General features: G+C 62.9%; 17 protein-coding genes. 10 read left to right on the top strand and 7 right to left on the bottom strand.

All coding sequences use genetic code 11. The features are described from left to right. Positions 1-17: 17 nt before the first annotated feature. Together QZ190_RS10790 and QZ190_RS10785 are read left to right on the top strand one after the other, a co-directional pair. On the top strand, positions 18-1,034 hold the full coding sequence (locus tag QZ190_RS10790; RefSeq protein ID WP_291916022.1) for an AraC family transcriptional regulator: 1,017 nt from the start codon (positions 18-20) through the stop codon (positions 1,032-1,034). Positions 1,035-1,046: 12 nt separating this feature from the next. Then, positions 1,047-1,556 carry a hypothetical protein gene (locus QZ190_RS10785; RefSeq protein WP_291916019.1) on the top strand — a complete coding sequence of 170 codons (510 nt, stop codon included), beginning with the start codon at positions 1,047-1,049 and terminating at the stop codon, positions 1,554-1,556. A gap of 1 nt (position 1,557) precedes the next feature. Here the strand turns inward: QZ190_RS10785 and QZ190_RS10780 are convergent, their stop codons facing one another. The 3 genes from QZ190_RS10780 to QZ190_RS10770 form a co-directional block, all read right to left on the bottom strand. Beyond that, positions 1,558-2,988, bottom strand: coding sequence for an 8-oxoguanine deaminase (locus QZ190_RS10780; RefSeq protein WP_291916017.1), 1,431 nt, complete (start codon positions 2,986-2,988; stop codon positions 1,558-1,560). Positions 2,989-3,127: 139 nt separating this feature from the next. Then, positions 3,128-4,321, bottom strand: coding sequence for a M20 aminoacylase family protein (locus QZ190_RS10775; protein WP_291916014.1), 1,194 nt, complete (start codon positions 4,319-4,321; stop codon positions 3,128-3,130). Between the two features lie 86 nt (positions 4,322-4,407). After that, positions 4,408-5,319 (bottom strand): LysR family transcriptional regulator, encoded by a 912-nt coding sequence (locus tag QZ190_RS10770; RefSeq protein ID WP_291916013.1) that lies wholly within the window; start codon positions 5,317-5,319, stop codon positions 4,408-4,410. Between the two features lie 99 nt (positions 5,320-5,418). On the opposite strand from QZ190_RS10770, the gene QZ190_RS10765 reads away from it, so the two are divergent. The 4 genes from QZ190_RS10765 to QZ190_RS10750 all read left to right on the top strand — a co-directional run bounded on the left by QZ190_RS10765 (position 5,419) and on the right by QZ190_RS10750 (position 9,688). Then, positions 5,419-6,483 carry a tartrate dehydrogenase gene (locus QZ190_RS10765; RefSeq protein WP_291916011.1) on the top strand — a complete coding sequence of 355 codons (1,065 nt, stop codon included), beginning with the start codon at positions 5,419-5,421 and terminating at the stop codon, positions 6,481-6,483. Between the two features lie 82 nt (positions 6,484-6,565). After that, positions 6,566-7,555, top strand: a complete 990-nt coding sequence (locus tag QZ190_RS10760; protein ID WP_291916009.1) for a tripartite tricarboxylate transporter substrate-binding protein — start codon at positions 6,566-6,568, stop codon at positions 7,553-7,555. A 127-nt stretch (positions 7,556-7,682) separates the two neighbouring features. Continuing rightward, positions 7,683-8,990: a glycerate kinase gene (locus QZ190_RS10755; protein WP_291916007.1), complete on the top strand. Its 1,308-nt coding sequence runs from the start codon at positions 7,683-7,685 to the stop codon at positions 8,988-8,990. 62 nt (positions 8,991-9,052) lie between these two features. After that, on the top strand, positions 9,053-9,688 hold the full coding sequence (locus QZ190_RS10750; RefSeq protein WP_291916005.1) for a Crp/Fnr family transcriptional regulator: 636 nt from the start codon (positions 9,053-9,055) through the stop codon (positions 9,686-9,688). 13 nt (positions 9,689-9,701) lie between these two features. Here QZ190_RS10750 and QZ190_RS10745 read toward each other — a convergent pair whose 3' ends face one another. Both QZ190_RS10745 and QZ190_RS10740 read right to left on the bottom strand, forming a co-directional pair. After that, entirely contained in the window at positions 9,702-11,279 is a 1,578-nt protein-coding gene (locus QZ190_RS10745) for an indolepyruvate oxidoreductase subunit beta family protein (protein ID WP_291916002.1), read from the bottom strand. Positions 11,280-11,302: 23 nt separating this feature from the next. Next, positions 11,303-13,459, bottom strand: a complete 2,157-nt coding sequence (locus QZ190_RS10740) for an indolepyruvate ferredoxin oxidoreductase subunit alpha (protein WP_291915999.1) — start codon at positions 13,457-13,459, stop codon at positions 11,303-11,305. 95 nt (positions 13,460-13,554) lie between these two features. On the opposite strand from QZ190_RS10740, the gene QZ190_RS10735 reads away from it, so the two are divergent. From QZ190_RS10735 to QZ190_RS10720, 4 genes are all read left to right on the top strand, one after another. Further along, positions 13,555-14,490, top strand: a complete 936-nt coding sequence (locus tag QZ190_RS10735; RefSeq protein ID WP_291915997.1) for a LysR family transcriptional regulator — start codon at positions 13,555-13,557, stop codon at positions 14,488-14,490. Then, positions 14,487-14,807 carry a thioredoxin family protein gene (locus QZ190_RS10730; protein WP_291915995.1) on the top strand — a complete coding sequence of 107 codons (321 nt, stop codon included), beginning with the start codon at positions 14,487-14,489 and terminating at the stop codon, positions 14,805-14,807. Before QZ190_RS10735 ends, QZ190_RS10730 begins: the two co-directional genes overlap by 4 nt. An 80-nt stretch (positions 14,808-14,887) precedes the next feature. Beyond that, complete coding sequence (locus tag QZ190_RS10725; protein ID WP_291915992.1) at positions 14,888-15,166, top strand: type II toxin-antitoxin system RelE/ParE family toxin; 279 nt, start codon at positions 14,888-14,890, stop codon at positions 15,164-15,166. A gap of 10 nt (positions 15,167-15,176) precedes the next feature. Then, the gene (locus QZ190_RS10720) at positions 15,177-15,485 is read left to right on the top strand and encodes a HigA family addiction module antitoxin (RefSeq protein WP_291915989.1); all 309 of its coding nucleotides are present in this window, start codon (positions 15,177-15,179) and stop codon (positions 15,483-15,485) included. A 21-nt stretch (positions 15,486-15,506) separates the two neighbouring features. Here QZ190_RS10720 and QZ190_RS10715 read toward each other — a convergent pair whose 3' ends face one another. Both QZ190_RS10715 and guaD read right to left on the bottom strand, forming a co-directional pair. After that, positions 15,507-15,740 (bottom strand): oxidoreductase-like domain-containing protein, encoded by a 234-nt coding sequence (locus tag QZ190_RS10715; RefSeq protein WP_291915986.1) that lies wholly within the window; start codon positions 15,738-15,740, stop codon positions 15,507-15,509. A gap of 151 nt (positions 15,741-15,891) precedes the next feature. Next, positions 15,892-17,226, bottom strand: coding sequence for a guanine deaminase (gene guaD, locus QZ190_RS10710; protein WP_291915984.1), 1,335 nt, complete (start codon positions 17,224-17,226; stop codon positions 15,892-15,894). Positions 17,227-17,345: the final 119 nt, after the last annotated feature.

Raw genomic sequence — 17,345 nt, 5'->3', positions numbered from 1 at the left:
CCAGAAAGACCCACACCGTGAAACAGGCCACGCGCTTTGCCGTGCAGATGAGCTGGAAACTGCTCATCCTCGATATGGGTTATGCCCCTGCTGATGTGCTGAGCTTGGCCCGGCTGCCGGGCGACCTGTTTGCGCGCTCGGGTGCGAGTTTGTCACCTTCGCAGTACTTTGACCTCTGGCGTGGACTGGAGCAAGCCGCAGGCCATGACGAACTCGCCCTGAAGCTCGCACAGGCCATGTCGGTGGAGGCTTTTGACCCGGCCCTGTTCGCCTGCCTGTGCAGCCCCGACCTGAACACCGCGCTGCAGCGGCTGGCGCATTACAAACGCTTGATCGGACCCTTGCACATGGCGGTCGACATCCGCGCAGACCGCACGCAGGTCACACTCCGCTGCTACGGGAGCACCGCACCGATTCCCCGCAGTCTGGGTGTCTCGGAGCTGGTGTTCTTTACGCAACTGGCCCGGCTGGCCACGCGCGAGCGGATCGAGCCCTTGGCGGCCTCGGTGCCGGATTTGCCTTTGAAAATTGCACCCTATCAAGCCTATTTGGGCTGCGCCTTGGGGGCCTCTGAACAGATCCAGATTGCCTTTTCAGCGCACGATGCGCGTCGGCCTTTCTTGACCGACAACATGGCCATGTGGGACGCGTTTGAGCCCGCCCTCAACAGCCGGCTCTCTGAGTTGGATGCACAAGCGAGCCTGCGCGAGCGGGTGCGGGCCGTGTTGCTGGAAACGCTGCCCGCCGGCATCAGCAGCATCGACGCCGTGGCAAAGCGTTTGGCCATCAGCAAGCGCTCCTTGCAGCGGCAGTTGGCCGACGAGTCGGTGGGGTTTCAAGAACTGCTCAGCGAGGTGCGGCATGAGCTGGCGCGGCATTACCTGAGCCGCACCGACATTTCAGCCGGCGAGATTTCGTGGCTGCTGGGCTTTCAGGAAAGCAACTCCTTCATCCGGGCCTTCAGAAGCTGGACCGGCACCACACCTGCGGCCTATCGGCAGGGGCGTGCGGGCATGGACGCCCAGTGGCATTGAGGGGCACAGAACATGAACACAGGAGACCTGCACATGGTGAAAGACATGACGGATTATTTTGTCGGGGAGAAGCAGGAAAGCGTGCTTTTCATGCTGGCGGCCTTGATGGCGATAGGCCTGGCGGTTTGGCTGTGGTCCCACGGCCACCGCCTGCGCTGGATGGCGCTGCCTTTGGTGGTGGTGGCGCTGATGCAGCTGGTGGTGGGCGTCACCATTTTTGCGCGCACCGATGCCCAACTGGCCAAGCTCAGCACCCAACTCGTGAGCGCACCAGCCGAGTTCAAACAAGCCGAAACCGCACGCATGCAAACGGTGATGGCCAATTTCAAACTGTACAAAAGCGTCGAGCTGGGCCTGCTCGTGCTCGGGGCCTGCCTGATCGCGTTCTTCTCCAAATGGGACCCGGCCACCGCCATCGGCATCGGCTTGGTGGTGCAGGCGGGCTTCACGCTGGCGCTGGACTTGTTTGCCGAGGCGCGTGGGGAGGCTTACTTGAGGGCGCTGGCGGGCATGGCCACCTAGCTCAGTTCACACCCAAGGCCAGCTGCAAAGCCAACTGGTTGTGCCGCTCGATCAGGGGCCCCATGTCCACGGTGATGATCTGCCCTTGGCGCACCACCACGCGGCCATTGACGATCGTGTAGTCGGCGTTGTCACTGGCGCACAGCAAGAGCGCCCCCACCGGGTCGTGCACCGCGCCGCCCGCCATGCTCAGGGTGTCGGTGCGGAACATGGCAATGTCGGCGCAATAGCCCGCTTTGATCTGCCCCAGCTCATGGGCGCGGCCCAGCACTTCGGCCCCGCCGCGTGTGGCCAGGCGCAGGGCGTCGCGGGGCGTCATGTCGGCGGGGCCGTGGTCACAACCGAATACAGTGCGCCCGTCTTCGACGCGCGGTGGCTCTAAAGCCTTGCCCACACGCGCCAGCAGCATGGCTTGACGCGCTTCGTTCAGCAGGTGCGCCGCGTCGTTGCTGGCGCTGCCGTCCACACCCAGGCCAATGGGCACACCCGCATCGAGCATTTTGCGCAGCGGCAAGATGCCGCTGGCCAGGCGCATGTTGCTGCACGGGCAGTGGGCGATGCCGGTGCGCGTGCGGGCAAACAGGTAGGTGCCTTCGTCGTCGAGTTTGACGCCGTGGGCGTGCCACACGTCATGGCCCACCCAGCCCAGGTCCTCGGCGTATTGCGCGGGGGTGCAGTGGAACTTCTCGCGGGTGTAGGCGATGTCGTGGTCGTTTTCGGCCAGGTGGGTGTGCAAGCGCACGCCGTGGGCGCGGGCCAACTTTGCGGATTCGCGCATCAGGTCCTGGCTCACGCTGAAGGGCGAGCAGGGGGCCACGGCCACGTGCGTCATCGACCCGTAGCTGGCGTCGTGCCAGGTCTCGATCAGGCGCTGGGTTTCTTTCAAGATGGCCGGTTCTTTTTCGACCACGCTGTCGGGCGGCAGCCCGCCTTGGCTCTCGCCCACGCTCATGCTGCCGCGTGTGGCCGTAAAGCGCATGCCGATGGTGTGCGCCGCTTCGATGCTGTCGTCCAGTCGCACACCGTTGGGGTAGATGTAGAGGTGGTCACTGCTGGTGGTGCAGCCGCTCAGCAGCAGCTCGGCCATGGCTACCTGGCCCGACACACGCACCATCTCGGGCGTCAGGCCCACCCAGATGGGGTAAAGGCCCTTGAGCCAAGAAAAAAGCTCGGCGTTTTGCACTGCCGGAATCGCCCGCGTGAGCGACTGGTACATGTGGTGGTGCGAGTTGATCAGGCCCGGCACCACCACATGGTGGCGTGCGTCGATCACTTCATCCACTTGCGTGAGCAGTTCGTCAATGTTCTCACTGGAAGGGATGATGCGTTCTATGCGGCCGTCGCGAATCAACAGCGAGGCGTCTTTCAGTTCGGTGTTCGCATCGTCCATGGTGGCGATGCAGCGGGCGCGGTGGATGAGCAGCGTGGTCATGGACTTGTCCTGGGCAAAGGGTGAAACAAGTCGCGGCCGAATCCCCTGGTGTCCGCAAAAAGCGGGGAGGGCGAGCACCACGTTGCCGCGCGTCCCGGGCTGTGCAGTGAGGCGATTTTAAGCAGACGGCTTGATCGCTTCAAACCTTGGCAAGCCAGCGTTCCACCAGTTTGACCCAGTAAGTGGCACCGGTCGACAAAATTCGGTCGTTGAAGTCATAACCTGCGTTGTGCACCATGCAGCCGCCCACACTGCCCACGCCGTTGCCGATGTTGATGAAGCAGCCGGGCACCTTTTCCAGGAAAAAGGCGAAGTCTTCACTGGCGGGCACGGGCTCGGGGTTGGGCACCAGGCCGGTCTCGCCCAGCCAGTCGCGCACCAGATCGAGACAGAACGCGGTTTGGGTGGGGTCGTTCATGAGGACCGGGTAGCGGCGCATGTAGTTCACCTCGACCGTGGCACCGTAGGTCTGCGCCTGGGCGGTGGCGATTTCGTGGATGCGGCGCTCCAGCAGGTCGCGAATTTCGGGTTGCATGGCCCGCACGCTCAACCGCAGCTCGGCCGTGCCCGGGATCACGTTGGGTGCGTCGCCTGCCAAAAATGCCCCCAGCGAAATGATGCCGGTTTGCAGGGGCGGCACGTTGCGCGAGACCACACTTTGCAAGGCCATGACAATGGCCGAGCCCACGAGGATGGGGTCAACCGCATTGTGCGGAAAGGCGGCATGGCCGCCCACCCCCTTGACGGTGATGATGCAGGTGTCTGCGCTGGCCATGGCACAACCGGGCACGGCCATGAATTGGCCTTCAGGAATGCCGGGGCCGTTGTGCATGCCAAACATGGCATCGCAGGGAAACAAGTCCAGGAAACCGTCTTCCAGCATCTTGCGGGCACCGCCCAGACCCTCTTCGGCGGGCTGGAACACGGCGTGCACGATGCCGTCGAAGTGTCGGGTGGCCGCCAGATGGCGTGCCGCAGACAGCAGCATGGCGGTGTGGCCGTCATGGCCACAGGCGTGCATCTTGCCAAACACCTTGCTGGCCCAGGCCTTGCCCGAGGTTTCGGCAATCGGCAGGGCGTCCATGTCGGCACGCAGGCCGATGCGGCGTGTGCTGGTGCCCGAACGCAAGGTGCCGACCACGCCCGTGCCGCCCAAACCTCGGTGCACCTCCCAGCCCCAGCGTTCAAGCCGTGCGGCCACCAGGTCACTGGTGTCGTTCTCTTGAAATCCCAGCTCGGGGTTGGCGTGGATCTGGTGGCGGATGTCCACCATCTCGGCTTCGTGCGCACGGATAGCTTCTAGGGCAGGTGGGAGGAGGGCGGTGTCGTTCATGGCGTGTCCTGGTCATGACTGGGAGGATGGCCAAATGCTAAGGCTGGCCAAAGCGTCCGATGTTGCTTTGCATGACAGCCGGCCCATCAAGGCCTGGCGGGCCTGAACGCCTCGGCCACAAAGTCCACAAACGCCCGCACCCGCGCCGCCGATTTGTGCTGCGCGGGGTAAACCGCATAAATGTCGGCATCGGGCGTGTGGTGCTGCGGCAGCACTTGCACCAGCTGGCCAGTGGCCAAGTGCTGGCGGATGTCCCATTCGGCCCGCAGCAAGAGGCCGTGACCATCCAGCGCCCATTGCACCGCGATGCTGCCGTCGTTGGTGGTCAGGTTGCCGCGCGTCTTGATGGTCTCGGTGGGGCCTTGCTTGCCGCGTGTGAGTTTGACCACGCCATAGGCTTCGCCCCCTTGGCGGATACTGATGAAGTTGTGCCGGGTCAGGTCGGCCGGAGTTTTGGGCTCGCCATGCGCCTGGAGGTAGGCGGGCGATGCACACAGCAGGCGCTGGTTGTCGGCGATCTTGCGTGCAATCACGCGGGTGTCGGGCGGCGGGCCAAAGCGGATACACACGTCAAAGGCGTCGTCGCTCAGCGAGGGCGGGTCCACCGACAGCTGCAGCTGTGCATCGACTTGCGGATATTGCCGCACGAAGCGGCTGATCAGTGGGCCGATGTGGCTGCGCCCAAATCCCAACGTGGCGTTGATGCGCAGCAGGCCGCTGGGCGTGGAGCGGCTGGCACCCAACTGCTGTTCCAGATCGGCCATCTCGGCCAGGATGCTGCGGGCGTGGCGCAGCATGGTTTCGCCTTCCACCGTCAGGCTCATGCGGCGGGTGGTGCGGTTGACCAGGGGCACACCCAGGCGCGACTCCATGTGCGACAGGCGCTTGCTCACGGCAGCGGTGGTGATGCTCAGCTCACGCGCAGCGGCGCTCAGGCTGCCCGCCATGGCCAGTGCAGAAAAAAAGCCCAGATCGGCCGCTTGCAGGCGTGGTTCCATTGTTGATCTAAGGTTAACAATGAGTTGAATTTTAGGGTGTTTGTTGATCTGATCAGGCTCCAGAATGTCTGCACCGTTCAACATCCATCCCGCATTCACATGAAAACCTACCGCATCGCCACCATCCCCGGAGACGGCATTGGCAAAGAAGTCATTCCTGCAGGCCAACAGGTCATGCAGGCCTTGGCGCAAGCCTGTGGCACTTTTGCTTTCGAGTTTGAAAACTTTGGCTGGGGCGGCGACCACTACCGCCAGCACGGCGTGATGATGCCCGCCGATGGCCTGGATGCCTTGCGCGGCAAAGACGCCATCCTGTTCGGCTCGGCCGGTGACCCGGACATCCCGGACCACATCACGCTGTGGGGCCTGCGCCTGAAGATTTGTCAGGGCTTTGACCAGTACGCCAATGTGCGGCCCACACGCATATTGCCCGGCATCGATGCACCTTTGAAGCGCTGCACCCCCAAAGACCTGGACTGGGTCATCGTGCGTGAAAACTCCGAGGGCGAATATTCGGGCGTGGGCGGGCGCGTGCACCAAGGCCATCCGATCGAAGCGGCCACCGATGTGTCCATCATGACCCGCGCAGGCGTGGAGCGCATCTTGCGCTACGCCTTCAAGCTGGCGCAGTCGCGCCCGCGCAAGCTGCTGACGGTGGTGACCAAGAGCAACGCCCAGCGCCACGCCATGGTCATGTGGGACGAGATCGCCGTTCAAGTCTCCAAAGAGTTTCCCGATGTGAAGTGGGACAAAGAGCTGGTCGACGCCGCCACCGCCCGCATGGTCAACCGCCCGGCCACGTTGGACACCTTGGTCGCCACCAATTTGCATGCCGACATCCTGAGCGATCTGGCCGCTGCGCTGGCGGGCAGCTTGGGCATTGCGCCCACGGGCAACATCGACCCCGAGCGCCGTTACCCCAGCATGTTCGAGCCCATCCACGGCTCGGCCTTTGACATCATGGGCAAGGGCCTGGCCAATCCGGTGGGCACCTTCTGGTCGGTGGTTATGCTGCTGGAGCACATTGGCGAGCCGGCTGCGGCCCAGCGTCTGATGGCGGTCATCGAAAGCGTGACGGCCAATCCGGCCTTGCACACGGGTGACTTGGGCGGGAAAGCCCGCACGGTCGATGTCACCGAGGCTGTATGCAAGGCCTTGACTTGAAGTCATGATGCAGGGCTGGATGCAGTCTGTCCTTTTCCTGATCAATGAATCTTGATCCCCTTAATCTTTGAAAGGTTTGACCATGCGCTCCCCATTTCTGCCGGTTTCCTTCGCTTGCGCTTTGCTCTTGTCTGCCAATGCGTTCGCACAAGACTACCCCGCATCGAACAAAACCATCACCTTCGTGCTGCCCTATGCCGCAGGCGGCCCCACTGACAAAGCCGCACGCGACCTGGCCCAGGCCATGAGCAAAGCCATGGGCGGGCACAGCATCGTGATCGACAACTCGGCAGGCGCTTCCGGCTCAATTGGTGCCAACAAAGTGGCCAAAGCATCGGCCGATGGTTACACGTTGCTGTTCACACACATCGCCCAAGCCACCTTGCCCACTTTTTTCCGCAACTTGCCCTACAACGTCGAAAGAGACTTTGAGTACATCGGCTTGGTCAGCGAAAACCCGATGAACCTGATCGGTCGCCCCAGCCTGCCCGCCAACAACATGGTCGAGTTGGTGAGCTGGATCAATGCCAACAAGGGCAAGATCAACATTGCCAACGCAGGCCCTGGCTCGGCCTCGCACCTGTGTGGCATGTTGTTCCAGTCCACCATCAAGGTGGACATGACCTCGGTGCCCTACAAAGGCACGGCCCCCGCCATGACCGACCTGATCGGCGGTCAGGTGGACCTGATGTGCGACCAGACCACCACCACGATCCCGCAGATCGAGGGCAAAAAGGTCAAGTCTTTCGCCGTGACCACGCCCGCGCGTTTGAGCTCGCCGGTGCTCAAGGACAACCCCACCATGCAGGAAGCCGGGCTCAAGGATTTCAGCGTCACGATCTGGCAGGGCTTGTATGCACCCAAGGGCACACCCGCCCCGGTGTTGAAAAAGCTCAACGACGCACTGAAAGTGGCGGTCAAAGATCCGGACTTCATCCGTAAGCAAGATGCTGGTGGTGCGTCTGTCATCAACGATGCCCGCAACGACCCAGCAGGTCACAAAGCCTTTGTGCTGGCCGAAGTGGCCAAGTGGGCGCCTGTGATCAAGTCAGCGGGCGTTTACGCGGATTGAAGCGCACATCCAAGCCACCAAAGGGTGCACTGGCATTGGGGCTGGTGCACCCTTTTGGCTTTGATGGGTTGTGGGCTGAAATGCCTTTATCCTTTGCGCCTGTTCTTTTGCCCGAGACTGTCTGAACATGACCGATCCTCAAACCGCGCTGCGCCACCTCTACGATGTGGCCGTGCAACGCGCCTTGCCCCTGCACAACACCGCCGCCCATTTGCCCAACCCGCCAGATCCTGCGAAGGGCCGCACCCTGGTGCTCGGCGCTGGCAAAGCTGGGGGCGCCATGGCGCAAGCTGTCGAGGCCATGTGGCCAGCAGATGCGCCGCTGTCGGGTCTGGTGGTCACGCGTTACGGCCACACACCACCGCGCCCTGCCGGTTTGCCCGAGCGCATTGAGGTGGTCGAAGCGGCCCACCCCGTGCCCGATGCAGCGGGTTTGCAAGCCGCCGAGCGCATTTTGGAATTGGCGAAAGGCTTGACGGCCGATGATTTGGTGCTGTGCCTGATCTCGGGCGGCGGCTCGTCTTTGCTGACCTTGCCTGCCGACGGCATCGATTTGCAACTCAAGCAAGACATCAACCGCCAGCTGCTGGCCAGCGGGGCCAATATTTCTGAAATGAACTGCCTGCGTAAACACCTCTCGCGCATCAAAGGTGGGCGTCTGGCGGCGGCATGTAGTCCGGCGCGGGTGGTCACGCTCACCATCAGCGATGTGCCGGGCGACGACCCCTCCATCATCGCCAGCGGCCCCACCGTGCCCGATGCCAGCAGTTGCGCCGACGCGCTGGCCATCCTCAAGCGCTACGCCATCACGGTGCCCGACTCGGTGCTGCAAGCTTTGCAGTCGGGTGTTTGGGAAACACCCAAGCCCGGCTCGCCTGTGTTTGCGGGGCACAGCGTGCACATGATCGCCACGCCCCAGCAGTCGCTGGAGGCCGCGGCCGATGCCGCCCGAGCGATGGGGCTGAACGCCTACATCCTGAGCGACGAGATCGAAGGCGAGTCGCGCGAAGTGGGCAAAGTGCACGCGGCGCTGGCCCGTGCAGCGGCCAAGGGTCTGGGGCCCTTCATCAAGCCTTGTGTGATTTTGAGCGGTGGCGAAACCACCGTGACGATCAAGCCCCAAGCCGCTGGTGTGCCCAAGGGGCGCGGGGGCCGGGCGGGCGAGTTTTGCATGGGCTTGGCGCAAGCCCTGCAAGGCCAGCCGGGTGTGTGGGCACTGGCAGCCGATACCGATGGCATCGACGGCATCGAGGACAACGCCGGGGCGCAAGTGAGCCCCGACACGCTGGCCCGCGCCCTGGCGCTGGGTCACAAGGTGGACGAGCACCTGCAGCGCAACGACGCCTATGGCTTCTTTGAGCCCTTGGGCGATCTGGTCATCACCGGGCCTACACACACCAATGTGAACGACTTTCGGGCGATCTTGGTGAGGTGATGGGGCCTTATTGATTTGCGTCAAAGCCCAAGGGCTGGGGCTCTGGCACATTCGGCTCCACCATGTTGGATACCTCTTTGCCCCCTTTGTCCGAGACTGCGGCCCCTTTATCCCTTTTGGCGGCAGGCACAGCGTTGCTGCACCGAGGCGATGCGGTGGACCGCATCGTGCACGTCATGCAGGGGCGCGTCGTGCTGGGCGTGATGGCGGATGGCCACATGGCGCACCAGCTGGGCGTGGTCGAGGGGCCTTTCTGGCTCGAAGCCGCTTCGGGCCTGTTGGCGCTGCCCCACGCGATCGATGCGGTGGCCGAGACCGAAGTGCAGGTGCAGTACGTGAGCTTGGGCGATTTCGTGGCCGAGGTGCAAACCTTGCCCGAGGCTTCACAGAACTTGCTCATGGACATGGCCCGTTCGCAGCGCCAACAAACCGAAATGGCCGTGAGCCGCCTGGCCAAGGACGCCGATGCGCGCTGCGCCGAATGGCTGCTGCGCCACGCCGAACCCACCGATCAGTCGGGGGGGCTGGCCGTGAAACTGACGGAGCGCAAACGCACGATCGCGGCCCAACTGGGCATCGCGCCCGAAACCTTTTCTCGGGTGCTGCGCCATTTGCGCGAACGCGAGCTCATCAGCGGTGGCGGGCGCGTGCTGGGCCTGCCCAACCCGCAGGCCCTGCGCGAGTTGGCCGGGGTGTGAGTTCTTCGATGCTTCAGGCTTTTTTGAGCCTCGGATTTTTCATCCACAGCACCGGTTGCTCCTTGACCGGACGCGCTGGCGCGCCGTGCTGCAGCAAGGCCTGGTCGAGCGCTTGACCGGCTTCGTCTTGCAAGGCTGCTTGGCGGATGCGGGCCACGGCCTCGGCTTGCTCGGAGACAGGCACGGCAGAAGTTGGGCCGCACACATGGCGCAGGATGTGCAGCAGGTTGTCTTTGCCGCGTTCGTTGGTGCTGCCGTAGCCTTTGATGAGTTGGCCGCAACGCGCCAACTCCAGACCCAGCGCGGGCGACAGGCGCGTAGCGGCCTCGATACCGCCCAGCCATTCTTCGATCAGGGCTTGTTCGGTGCCATAGCGGCTGCCCAAGGGGCGCAGCACGCGCAGACTGGCCAACAGGCGCAAGCTGGCCATGCCCCACAGCGCGTGCCGCGCCACCTTGAGTGGCATGGACCAAGGCGCTTTGCCATTGGCCACGCGGGCCCGGTCCCAGCGCAGCAGCCGGTTGGCCAAGCTCTGTGGCAACAAGGCGGCCAGCTCGGGCACGCCGGGTTTGAAGTGGTCGTACACCTTGAGCACATCGCCTTCTTTGGCCTTGACCTCTTGTGTGACGCGGTCCCAGCGGCTGGCGCGGCTTTTCAGGTCGGCCACGCGGATGATGTCGTCAAACGCCATCCACAGCGCCAGCCAGCGGGTGGCTTCAAGCGTCACGGGGTGGGTGGCGTCTTTTGCACTGGCTTCTGCCTGGAGCAATCGTTCTAGGCGTTGCACATACAGACGGGCATAAGCCGGACCTTGGTATTCCACCAAGCGCTGGTGGGCCAGGCCCATCAAGGGGTGCAGCTCTGCTGGAAACTTGGCGGCGACATCTGAAGGCAAAGCCGCCGATGCAGAGGGCGCAGGCAAAGCCGGTTTCATCACATGCTCGACATACTGCGCCTGTTCGAGCTGGCGCGTGACCACATCAAAGGCCAATGCAAAGCCGCGCAGGCTGGCCTTGGCCGAGTTGCTTGGGCCCGCCAACACGGCTTCGTAATGTGCCCGCTCAAAGGGCAGCAAGCCACTGCCGGCTATTGCCCCCAACATGACGGCGCTGACCATGGTGCCGCTTTGCTGGCACAGGCTGGCCATGTCCATCACATGGTGGCGCTGGCTGTGTGCGGCCACCACGTCGAGCAGCGGGCCTTCGGGGCGGCGGCCGTCGCCCATGGTCATTTTTTCGGCGGTGGTGAGCGCCCGCGACGAAGCGCTGATCACCAGCGTGCGGTCGGCTGAAGCCAGGCCGTTGCCAATTTGGCGTGCGGTTTCCAGCAACTCGGACGACACCAGCGCATCGAGCCTGCCCGGCAGGGGGTTCAGGCCCAGCACCGGCAAGCGGCCTTGCAGCTGGTTGTGGGGCAGGGGGTAGATTTCCAGGTAATAGGTGGTGGCCCCGGTGCGTTGTGCCACGCCGGGAATGGAGGTGGCTTGCGCCGGGTGGCCTGCGTGGCGGGCCACGTCGACCAGCCAGTCGGCCAGCACGCCGCCGCCTTCGCCACCCAGGGCGCACAGCAAGATTGAAATCGGTTGGGTCATGGTGTGTCTCTGAATGGGGCGTTTCAAGCAGGTTGCAGCCAACGTGTGGCCAGGCTTTGCCAGCGGGCCCACAGGCGTTCGTGCCACTTGGGGTTTTGCACCACTTCGGCCCGGTAAAAGGAGGGGCACAGCGTGGCCGCGTGTGCGTTTTCACCGCACAGGCCGCAGCCCACACAGCCGTCGATCACGGTCGCCACCGGGTCCACTTTCAGTGGGTCGGGGTTGTCTTTGAGCGTCAAGGTGGGGCAGCCCGAGAGGCGGATGCAGGCGTGGTCTCCGTTGCACACGTCTTCGTCCACGCCGTATTTCACGCGTTCCACCCGCTCGCCTTTGGACAGCAGCGAGGCCAGCCAGGGCTTGATGCGGCGCTGGCGCTCCAGCTGGCATTCGCCTTCGGCCACGATCACTTTCAGGCCCTGAAACTCGGTGGTGAAGGCTTCGGTCAGTGTGGTCTGCATGTGGCTCACTTCATACGTGTGCACCGTGCGCAGCCATTGCACGCCCAGGCCTTTGAGCGTGGACTCGATGGTCTGGTTGGTGTGCACCATGCTTTGGCGCTTGTCGCCCGCCAGCTCTTTGGCGATGTCGGTGGGCGTGTTGATGATGTCTTGTGTGCCGGTGGCCGAGGTGTAGCCGTTCTTGAAGATCAGCAGCACCGCGTCGTCGCCGTTGAACAGCGCACTTTGCACACCCGTCAGCAAACCGTTGTGCCAAAAGCCCCCGTCGCCCATCACAGACAACACGCGCCGCTTCATCACGGGCGACACGCCCGCCCGGCTGGCCAGGCTCATGCCGTAACCCAGGATGGAGTGGCCCACCGAAAACGGCTCGAAAGTGGCCAGGGCATGGCAGCCAATGTCGCCAGAAATGTGTACAGGACCGACATCTTGCTGGGCCAGCTTGAGGGCCGAGAACACGGGCCGCTCGGGGCAGCCAATGCACATGCTGGGTGGCCGTGCGGGCAGCGGGCTGCCCAGCAGGGCTTGCACTTGCTGGCGCCGTTCACCGTTGGTGGCCAGCCATTGGCGTGTGGCTTCGGGCACGGCATCGGCTTGGCGGCGGTCCAGAAACTTCAGCAGGCCCTGGGCCATGACCTCGGCGGTGTATTCACCACCCGAGGGCAGCATGTCTTTGCCGTGCAGCGGGGTTTGCAGGTCAAGGCGGCGCAGCATCAGAGCGAGTTCTTGCTCGATGTATTCGGGCTGGCCTTCTTCGAGCAGCAGCACGGCCGATTTGTCTTTGCAAAAATTCACCAACTCGTCAGGCACCAGCGGGTAGGTCACGTTCAGCACCAGCACCGACAGGCTGGTCGTGCCAAAGGCGTCGGCCAGGTCGAACTGCTGCAGGGCGCGGATCAGCGTGTTGTACAGACCCCCTTGCACGATCAGGCCCAGGTGGCGGTGGGTGCTGCCTTCAAAGTGCTCGTTCAGGCCTTGCTCGGCAATGTACTGGCGTGCGGCGGGCAGGCGGTGCTCGACTTTGCGTTTTTCTTGCGCAAAGGTCACGGGCGGGTGCGCCAGGCGCATGTAGTTGAAACCCGCCGGCTCATCGATCAGGTGTTTTTTGGAGAGTTGGGGCGCCTGGTTGTCCTTGGTCACAAACTGGCCGCGCACATGGCAGGCGCGGATGCGCAGCTCCATCATCACCGGCATGTTGGACGCTTCGGACAGCCGGAAACCGTGCTCGACCATGTTGACCATCTGGCCCAGCTCGGGGCGCGGGTCGAGGAGGCACATGCCCGACTTGAGGGCGTAGGCGTGGGTGCGCTCCTGGATCACGCTGGCGCCTTCGCCGTAGTCTTCGCCGACTACGATCAGCACGCCGCCGGTCACGCCGGGTGATGACAAATTGGACAGCGCATCGGCCGCCACGTTGGTGCCCACAATCGACTTCCAGGTCACCGCGCCGCGAATCGGGTAATGGATGGACGCGCCCAGCATGGCCGCGGCCGAGGCTTCATTCGAGCACGCTTCCACATGCACGCCCAGTTCGTCCATGTAGGGCTTGGCCTGCACCATCACATCGAGCAGGTGCGAGACGGGGGCGCCTTGGTAGCCGCCCACATAACTCACGCCCGACTGCAGCAGGCCCTTGGTGATGGCCAAAATGCCCTCGCCGTGAAAGACCTCGCCCGCGCCCATGCGCAGGGCCTTGATTTCTTCGTGAAATGAAACTTCCAAAGCACGCTCCTTGCGTTGTGGTGCCCGCGTTCAACGGGCAAAGACCATCTTACGTATAAGTGCATAAAATATTCTGAATAAACGGTATGCGCTGAATGAATATCAAAGACTTGGACCTGAACCTCTTGCGCTTATTTGACGCCGTGTGGCGCACGCGCAGCGTGAGCTTGGCTGCGCAGCAATTGGGCATGTCGCAGCCAGCGGCCAGCCAGGGGCTGGCGCGTTTGCGGGTCGTGCTGGGCGACGCCTTGTTTGAGCGCAGCGGCGCGGGCGTGCGGCCCACGCCGCGAGCGGACCGGCTGGCGCAGGCGGTGCAATTGGCGCTGGGCACGATCGAAGATGCGCTCAATGTCTCGCAGGTGTTTGACCCTCAGCGCTCGGCCCGTGTGCTGCGTGTGCACCTGAGTGACATTGGCGAGGCGCGTTTTTTGCCCGAGCTGGTGTTGGCGCTGCAGCACCAAGCGCCGGGCATGCGGCTCGAAGCCCTGCCGCTGCCCCACGACAAAATTTCCCCCGCGCTGGACAACGGCCAGCTGGACCTGGCGATTGGTTTTTTGCCCGAGGTGAACGACACCTTGCAGCAGCCTTTGCTGAGCGACCGCTATGTGGTGCTGATGCGCCAAGGCCACCCGGTGGCGGCGCGTTGGCAGCAACTTCAAAAAGCACGTACTGCGCCTGACGCCGCGCAGGCTTTGCTGGCCGAGTTGGAATTCGCCGCTGTGCGCACCCATTCGGATACGCTGCGCATTCTGGAATTGATGCATTGGCAGCACCGCCTGCGCCTGACGGTGAGCCACTTTTTGTCGCTGCCCGGTATCGTGCGCGGCAGCGATTTGGCGGTCTTGATGCCACGCAATTTTGCGCAAGGCTTTGCCGAGGCGGGCGCGTTGGCCCTGATCGAGCCCGATTTACCCCTGCGCGACTTCACTGTGTCCATGCACTGGAGCCAGCGCTTTGACAAAGACCCCTGCCTGCAGTGGCTGCGGGGCACCGTGTCCAGACTGTTCAGCACCACCGAGGTCGAGCCATGAGCACTTTCAAACCCTACTTGAGCGCCATCGAAGCGCCCAGCCTGGCCGAGGTGCAGGCGCTGCCTGGCCTCACGCTCTTGGAATTTGGCACCGAATGGTGCGGCCACTGCCGCGCTGCTCAGTCCTTGATCGCACAGGCTTTGGCCACGCAGACGCCCTGCCTGCACCTCAAAATAGAAGACGGCCCGGGCCGTGAGCTTGGGCGCCATTACCGCGTCAAGCTCTGGCCCACGCTGGTGGTTTTGCGCGATGGTCAAGAGGTGGGACGGTTGGTGCGGCCAGCAGCCGCTTCGGACATTGATGCCATGGTTTCGTAGACATGATGGGGTGGAGACGCATCAAATACGTGTCTTTTGATCTTCTTGACGGATTCCGTGACGCGGAATAAAATTACGCCATGATCCATTCGTTCATTTGCGCCGACACCGAGGCTTTGTTTCGAAGCCAGGTGGTGCCCAGGTTCAACAACATCGAGCGCGTGGCTCGGCGCAAGTTGTTGCAGTTGCATGCGGTGACTGAATTGATCAGTTTGAAAGTGCCACCTGGTAACCACTTGGAAGCCTTGAAGGGTGATCGAAAAGGGAAGCACAGCATCCGCATCAACGATCAATGGCGAATTTGTTTTGTATGGCACGACAACGGCGCTTACCAAGTCGAAATCGTGGACTACCACTGAGGAGTTGAAGATGACTGAATCACTTGATGAAATCCACCCCGGCGAAATTTTGTTGGAAGACTTCATGAAACCCATGGGCATCACGGCGCGTCAGCTGGCCGCTGACATTGATGTGTCGCCCAGCCGAATCAGCGATCTGGTCAATGGCAACCGTCCCGTGACGGCCGATACCGCCTTGCGTTTGGGGCTGTTTTTCAACATGGAGCCCCGCTTTTGGCTGAACCTGCAAACCGAATACGACATGCGTCAGGCCGCAAGAACGCTCACTGACACGATTGCGCCACGCATTCGGGTGTTCCAACAGCCAGCCGTTGCTTAAGTCAACAGGGGCTGGGTCCGCTTAAGCCAGCAAAGCCCCAGCGTCCTCGTACCAAAACATCAGCGCGGCGTCGTAGCTTTCCCACACGCAACCATTGCAACCGCGCCCGCAGCAGGATGTGGGCTCGGGTGGTGGGTCCCTGAAGTCATGGCCTGCGGCTTGCAGGCGCTCCTGAAATTGCGCAATGCCCCGGCGCACGGACGCGCGCTGGGATGCGTAGGGGTCGATGATGGGGTGTTCGTTCTCGGCGCTCATGCCATATTGTCTGACAAGGGCTGGATGCTTCATCACCTGCTGACACCGAGGTAGGTCGGTGCCTTTAGGTCCGACAAAACGGTGGAGGACCACGTCCGTTAGAAAATGTCGCTTCGCTAAAAGATCAGATGTCGGACCATAAAGATCCGACCTACAGGGAGATGTTCACACTTTGACCTTGGATGACCGTGTGCGCAATCAAGCGTTCATCGCCCAGCACGATCATGGCGAACAGCCATTCGGCCAAGGTTTCGGTTTGCGCGGTGCGGCGGGCCAGCAGGGGTGTGGCTTTGGGGTTGAGCACCACGAAGTCGGCTTCGCAGCCGGTCAGCAGGTTGCCCACTTTGCCGTTCAGGTCCAGAGCTGCGGCTGCGCCCGCCGTGTGTTGCCACCACAGGTGTTCGGGCGCGAGGCTGATGCCCGGACGCCCCACGCTTTGCCGGGCTACGGTGTAGGCCGCGTGCATGGTGTGAAAGGGGCTGAAGCTGGTGCCGCCGCCCACATCACTGGCCAGGCCGTAGCGCAGACCGGCTGTGTCTGAAGCCGTGTAGTCAAAAAAGCCGCTGCCCAAAAACAGGTTGCTGGTCGGGCTGACGGCGGCGGTTGCGCCCACTTCGGCCATGCGTCTCCGGTCGGTGTCGTCGAGGTAAATGCAGTGCGCGTACACCGAGCGCTGGCGCAAAAGACCTGCACGGTCGTAAACGTCCAGATAGCTGCGTGCTTCGGGGAACAGTTCATGGACCCAGCGGATTTCATCGACGTTTTCCGCCACGTGCGACTGGATCCACACATCGGGGAACTGCTGCGCGATCTCGCCCGCGCCTTGCAGTTGCTCAGAGCTGCTGGTGGGCGCGAAGCGCGGCGTGATGGCGTAGCCCAGGCGGTCCACGCCGTGCCAGCGGCGGATCAAGTCTTCGGTCTGGCGCAGGCTCAAGGCGGTGTCGGTGTCGCGCAGGCCGTCGGGGCTGTGCCGGTCTTGCAGCACCTTGCCAGTGACCATGCGCAGGTGGCGCTTTTGCGCCTCGGCCATGAACACATTGACCGATTCGGGGTGGGCGGTGGCAAAGCACAGGGCGGTGGTCACGCCGTGACGCATCAGCTCGTCCAGAAAGAAGCGGGTCACTTCGTGTGCGTACACCGGGTCTGAAAACTGCTTTTCGTGTGGAAAGGTGTAGTGCTCCAGCCAAGGCAGCAAGCCCTCGGCGGGCGAGCCGATCACATCGGTTTGTGGGTAGTGGATGTGCAGATCGACAAAGCCCGGCGCGATGCACAGACCCGGCCAGTGGGTCACGGGCAGGTCGGGGTACTGCGGGGCCAGCTCTCGGTAGGGGCCGATGGCCTGGATGCGCACGATGCCGTCGGCTTCGCGGGCTGTCACCAGAAGGCCGTCGGTTTCGTGCTGGGCGTGGGGACTGAGCGGGTCAGGAAACCACAGCAGGCCAGCGCGCCAGCCTTGCAAATGGGAAACAGAGGGAAGGGCCGTCATTGGTTGATCAATTCAAGTCAAATTAATTGGGATCTGACCCCAATTAAAACCCCAATTAACCCGGTTCAGGAGTGCGTTCAGCACGCGCTCGGGGGTGGCGGGGGTGTCGAGGCGGATGG

This window comes from Limnohabitans sp., from assembly GCF_017848645.1.
Lineage (GTDB): Bacteria > Pseudomonadota > Gammaproteobacteria > Burkholderiales > Burkholderiaceae_C > Limnohabitans_A.
This window is presented reverse-complemented; position numbering and strand designations above follow the sequence as displayed.

Coding starts and splice junctions, on each gene's coding strand:
- QZ190_RS10735 (WP_291915997.1), top strand. CDS start 13,555: ATGAATATCAAAGACTTGGACCTGAACCTCTTGCGCTTATTTGACGCC.
- QZ190_RS10745 (WP_291916002.1), bottom strand. CDS start 11,279: ATGACCCAACCGATTTCAATCTTGCTGTGCGCCCTGGGTGGCGAAGGC.
- QZ190_RS10770 (WP_291916013.1), bottom strand. CDS start 5,319: ATGGAACCACGCCTGCAAGCGGCCGATCTGGGCTTTTTTTCTGCACTG.
- QZ190_RS10715 (WP_291915986.1), bottom strand. CDS start 15,740: ATGAGCGCCGAGAACGAACACCCCATCATCGACCCCTACGCATCCCAG.
- QZ190_RS10755 (WP_291916007.1), top strand. CDS start 7,683: ATGACCGATCCTCAAACCGCGCTGCGCCACCTCTACGATGTGGCCGTG.
- QZ190_RS10750 (WP_291916005.1), top strand. CDS start 9,053: ATGTTGGATACCTCTTTGCCCCCTTTGTCCGAGACTGCGGCCCCTTTA.
- QZ190_RS10730 (WP_291915995.1), top strand. CDS start 14,487: ATGAGCACTTTCAAACCCTACTTGAGCGCCATCGAAGCGCCCAGCCTG.
- guaD (WP_291915984.1), bottom strand. CDS start 17,226: ATGACGGCCCTTCCCTCTGTTTCCCATTTGCAAGGCTGGCGCGCTGGC.
- QZ190_RS10725 (WP_291915992.1), top strand. CDS start 14,888: ATGATCCATTCGTTCATTTGCGCCGACACCGAGGCTTTGTTTCGAAGC.
- QZ190_RS10760 (WP_291916009.1), top strand. CDS start 6,566: ATGCGCTCCCCATTTCTGCCGGTTTCCTTCGCTTGCGCTTTGCTCTTG.
- QZ190_RS10785 (WP_291916019.1), top strand. CDS start 1,047: ATGAACACAGGAGACCTGCACATGGTGAAAGACATGACGGATTATTTT.
- QZ190_RS10720 (WP_291915989.1), top strand. CDS start 15,177: ATGACTGAATCACTTGATGAAATCCACCCCGGCGAAATTTTGTTGGAA.
- QZ190_RS10780 (WP_291916017.1), bottom strand. CDS start 2,988: ATGACCACGCTGCTCATCCACCGCGCCCGCTGCATCGCCACCATGGAC.
- QZ190_RS10765 (WP_291916011.1), top strand. CDS start 5,419: ATGAAAACCTACCGCATCGCCACCATCCCCGGAGACGGCATTGGCAAA.
- QZ190_RS10775 (WP_291916014.1), bottom strand. CDS start 4,321: ATGAACGACACCGCCCTCCTCCCACCTGCCCTAGAAGCTATCCGTGCG.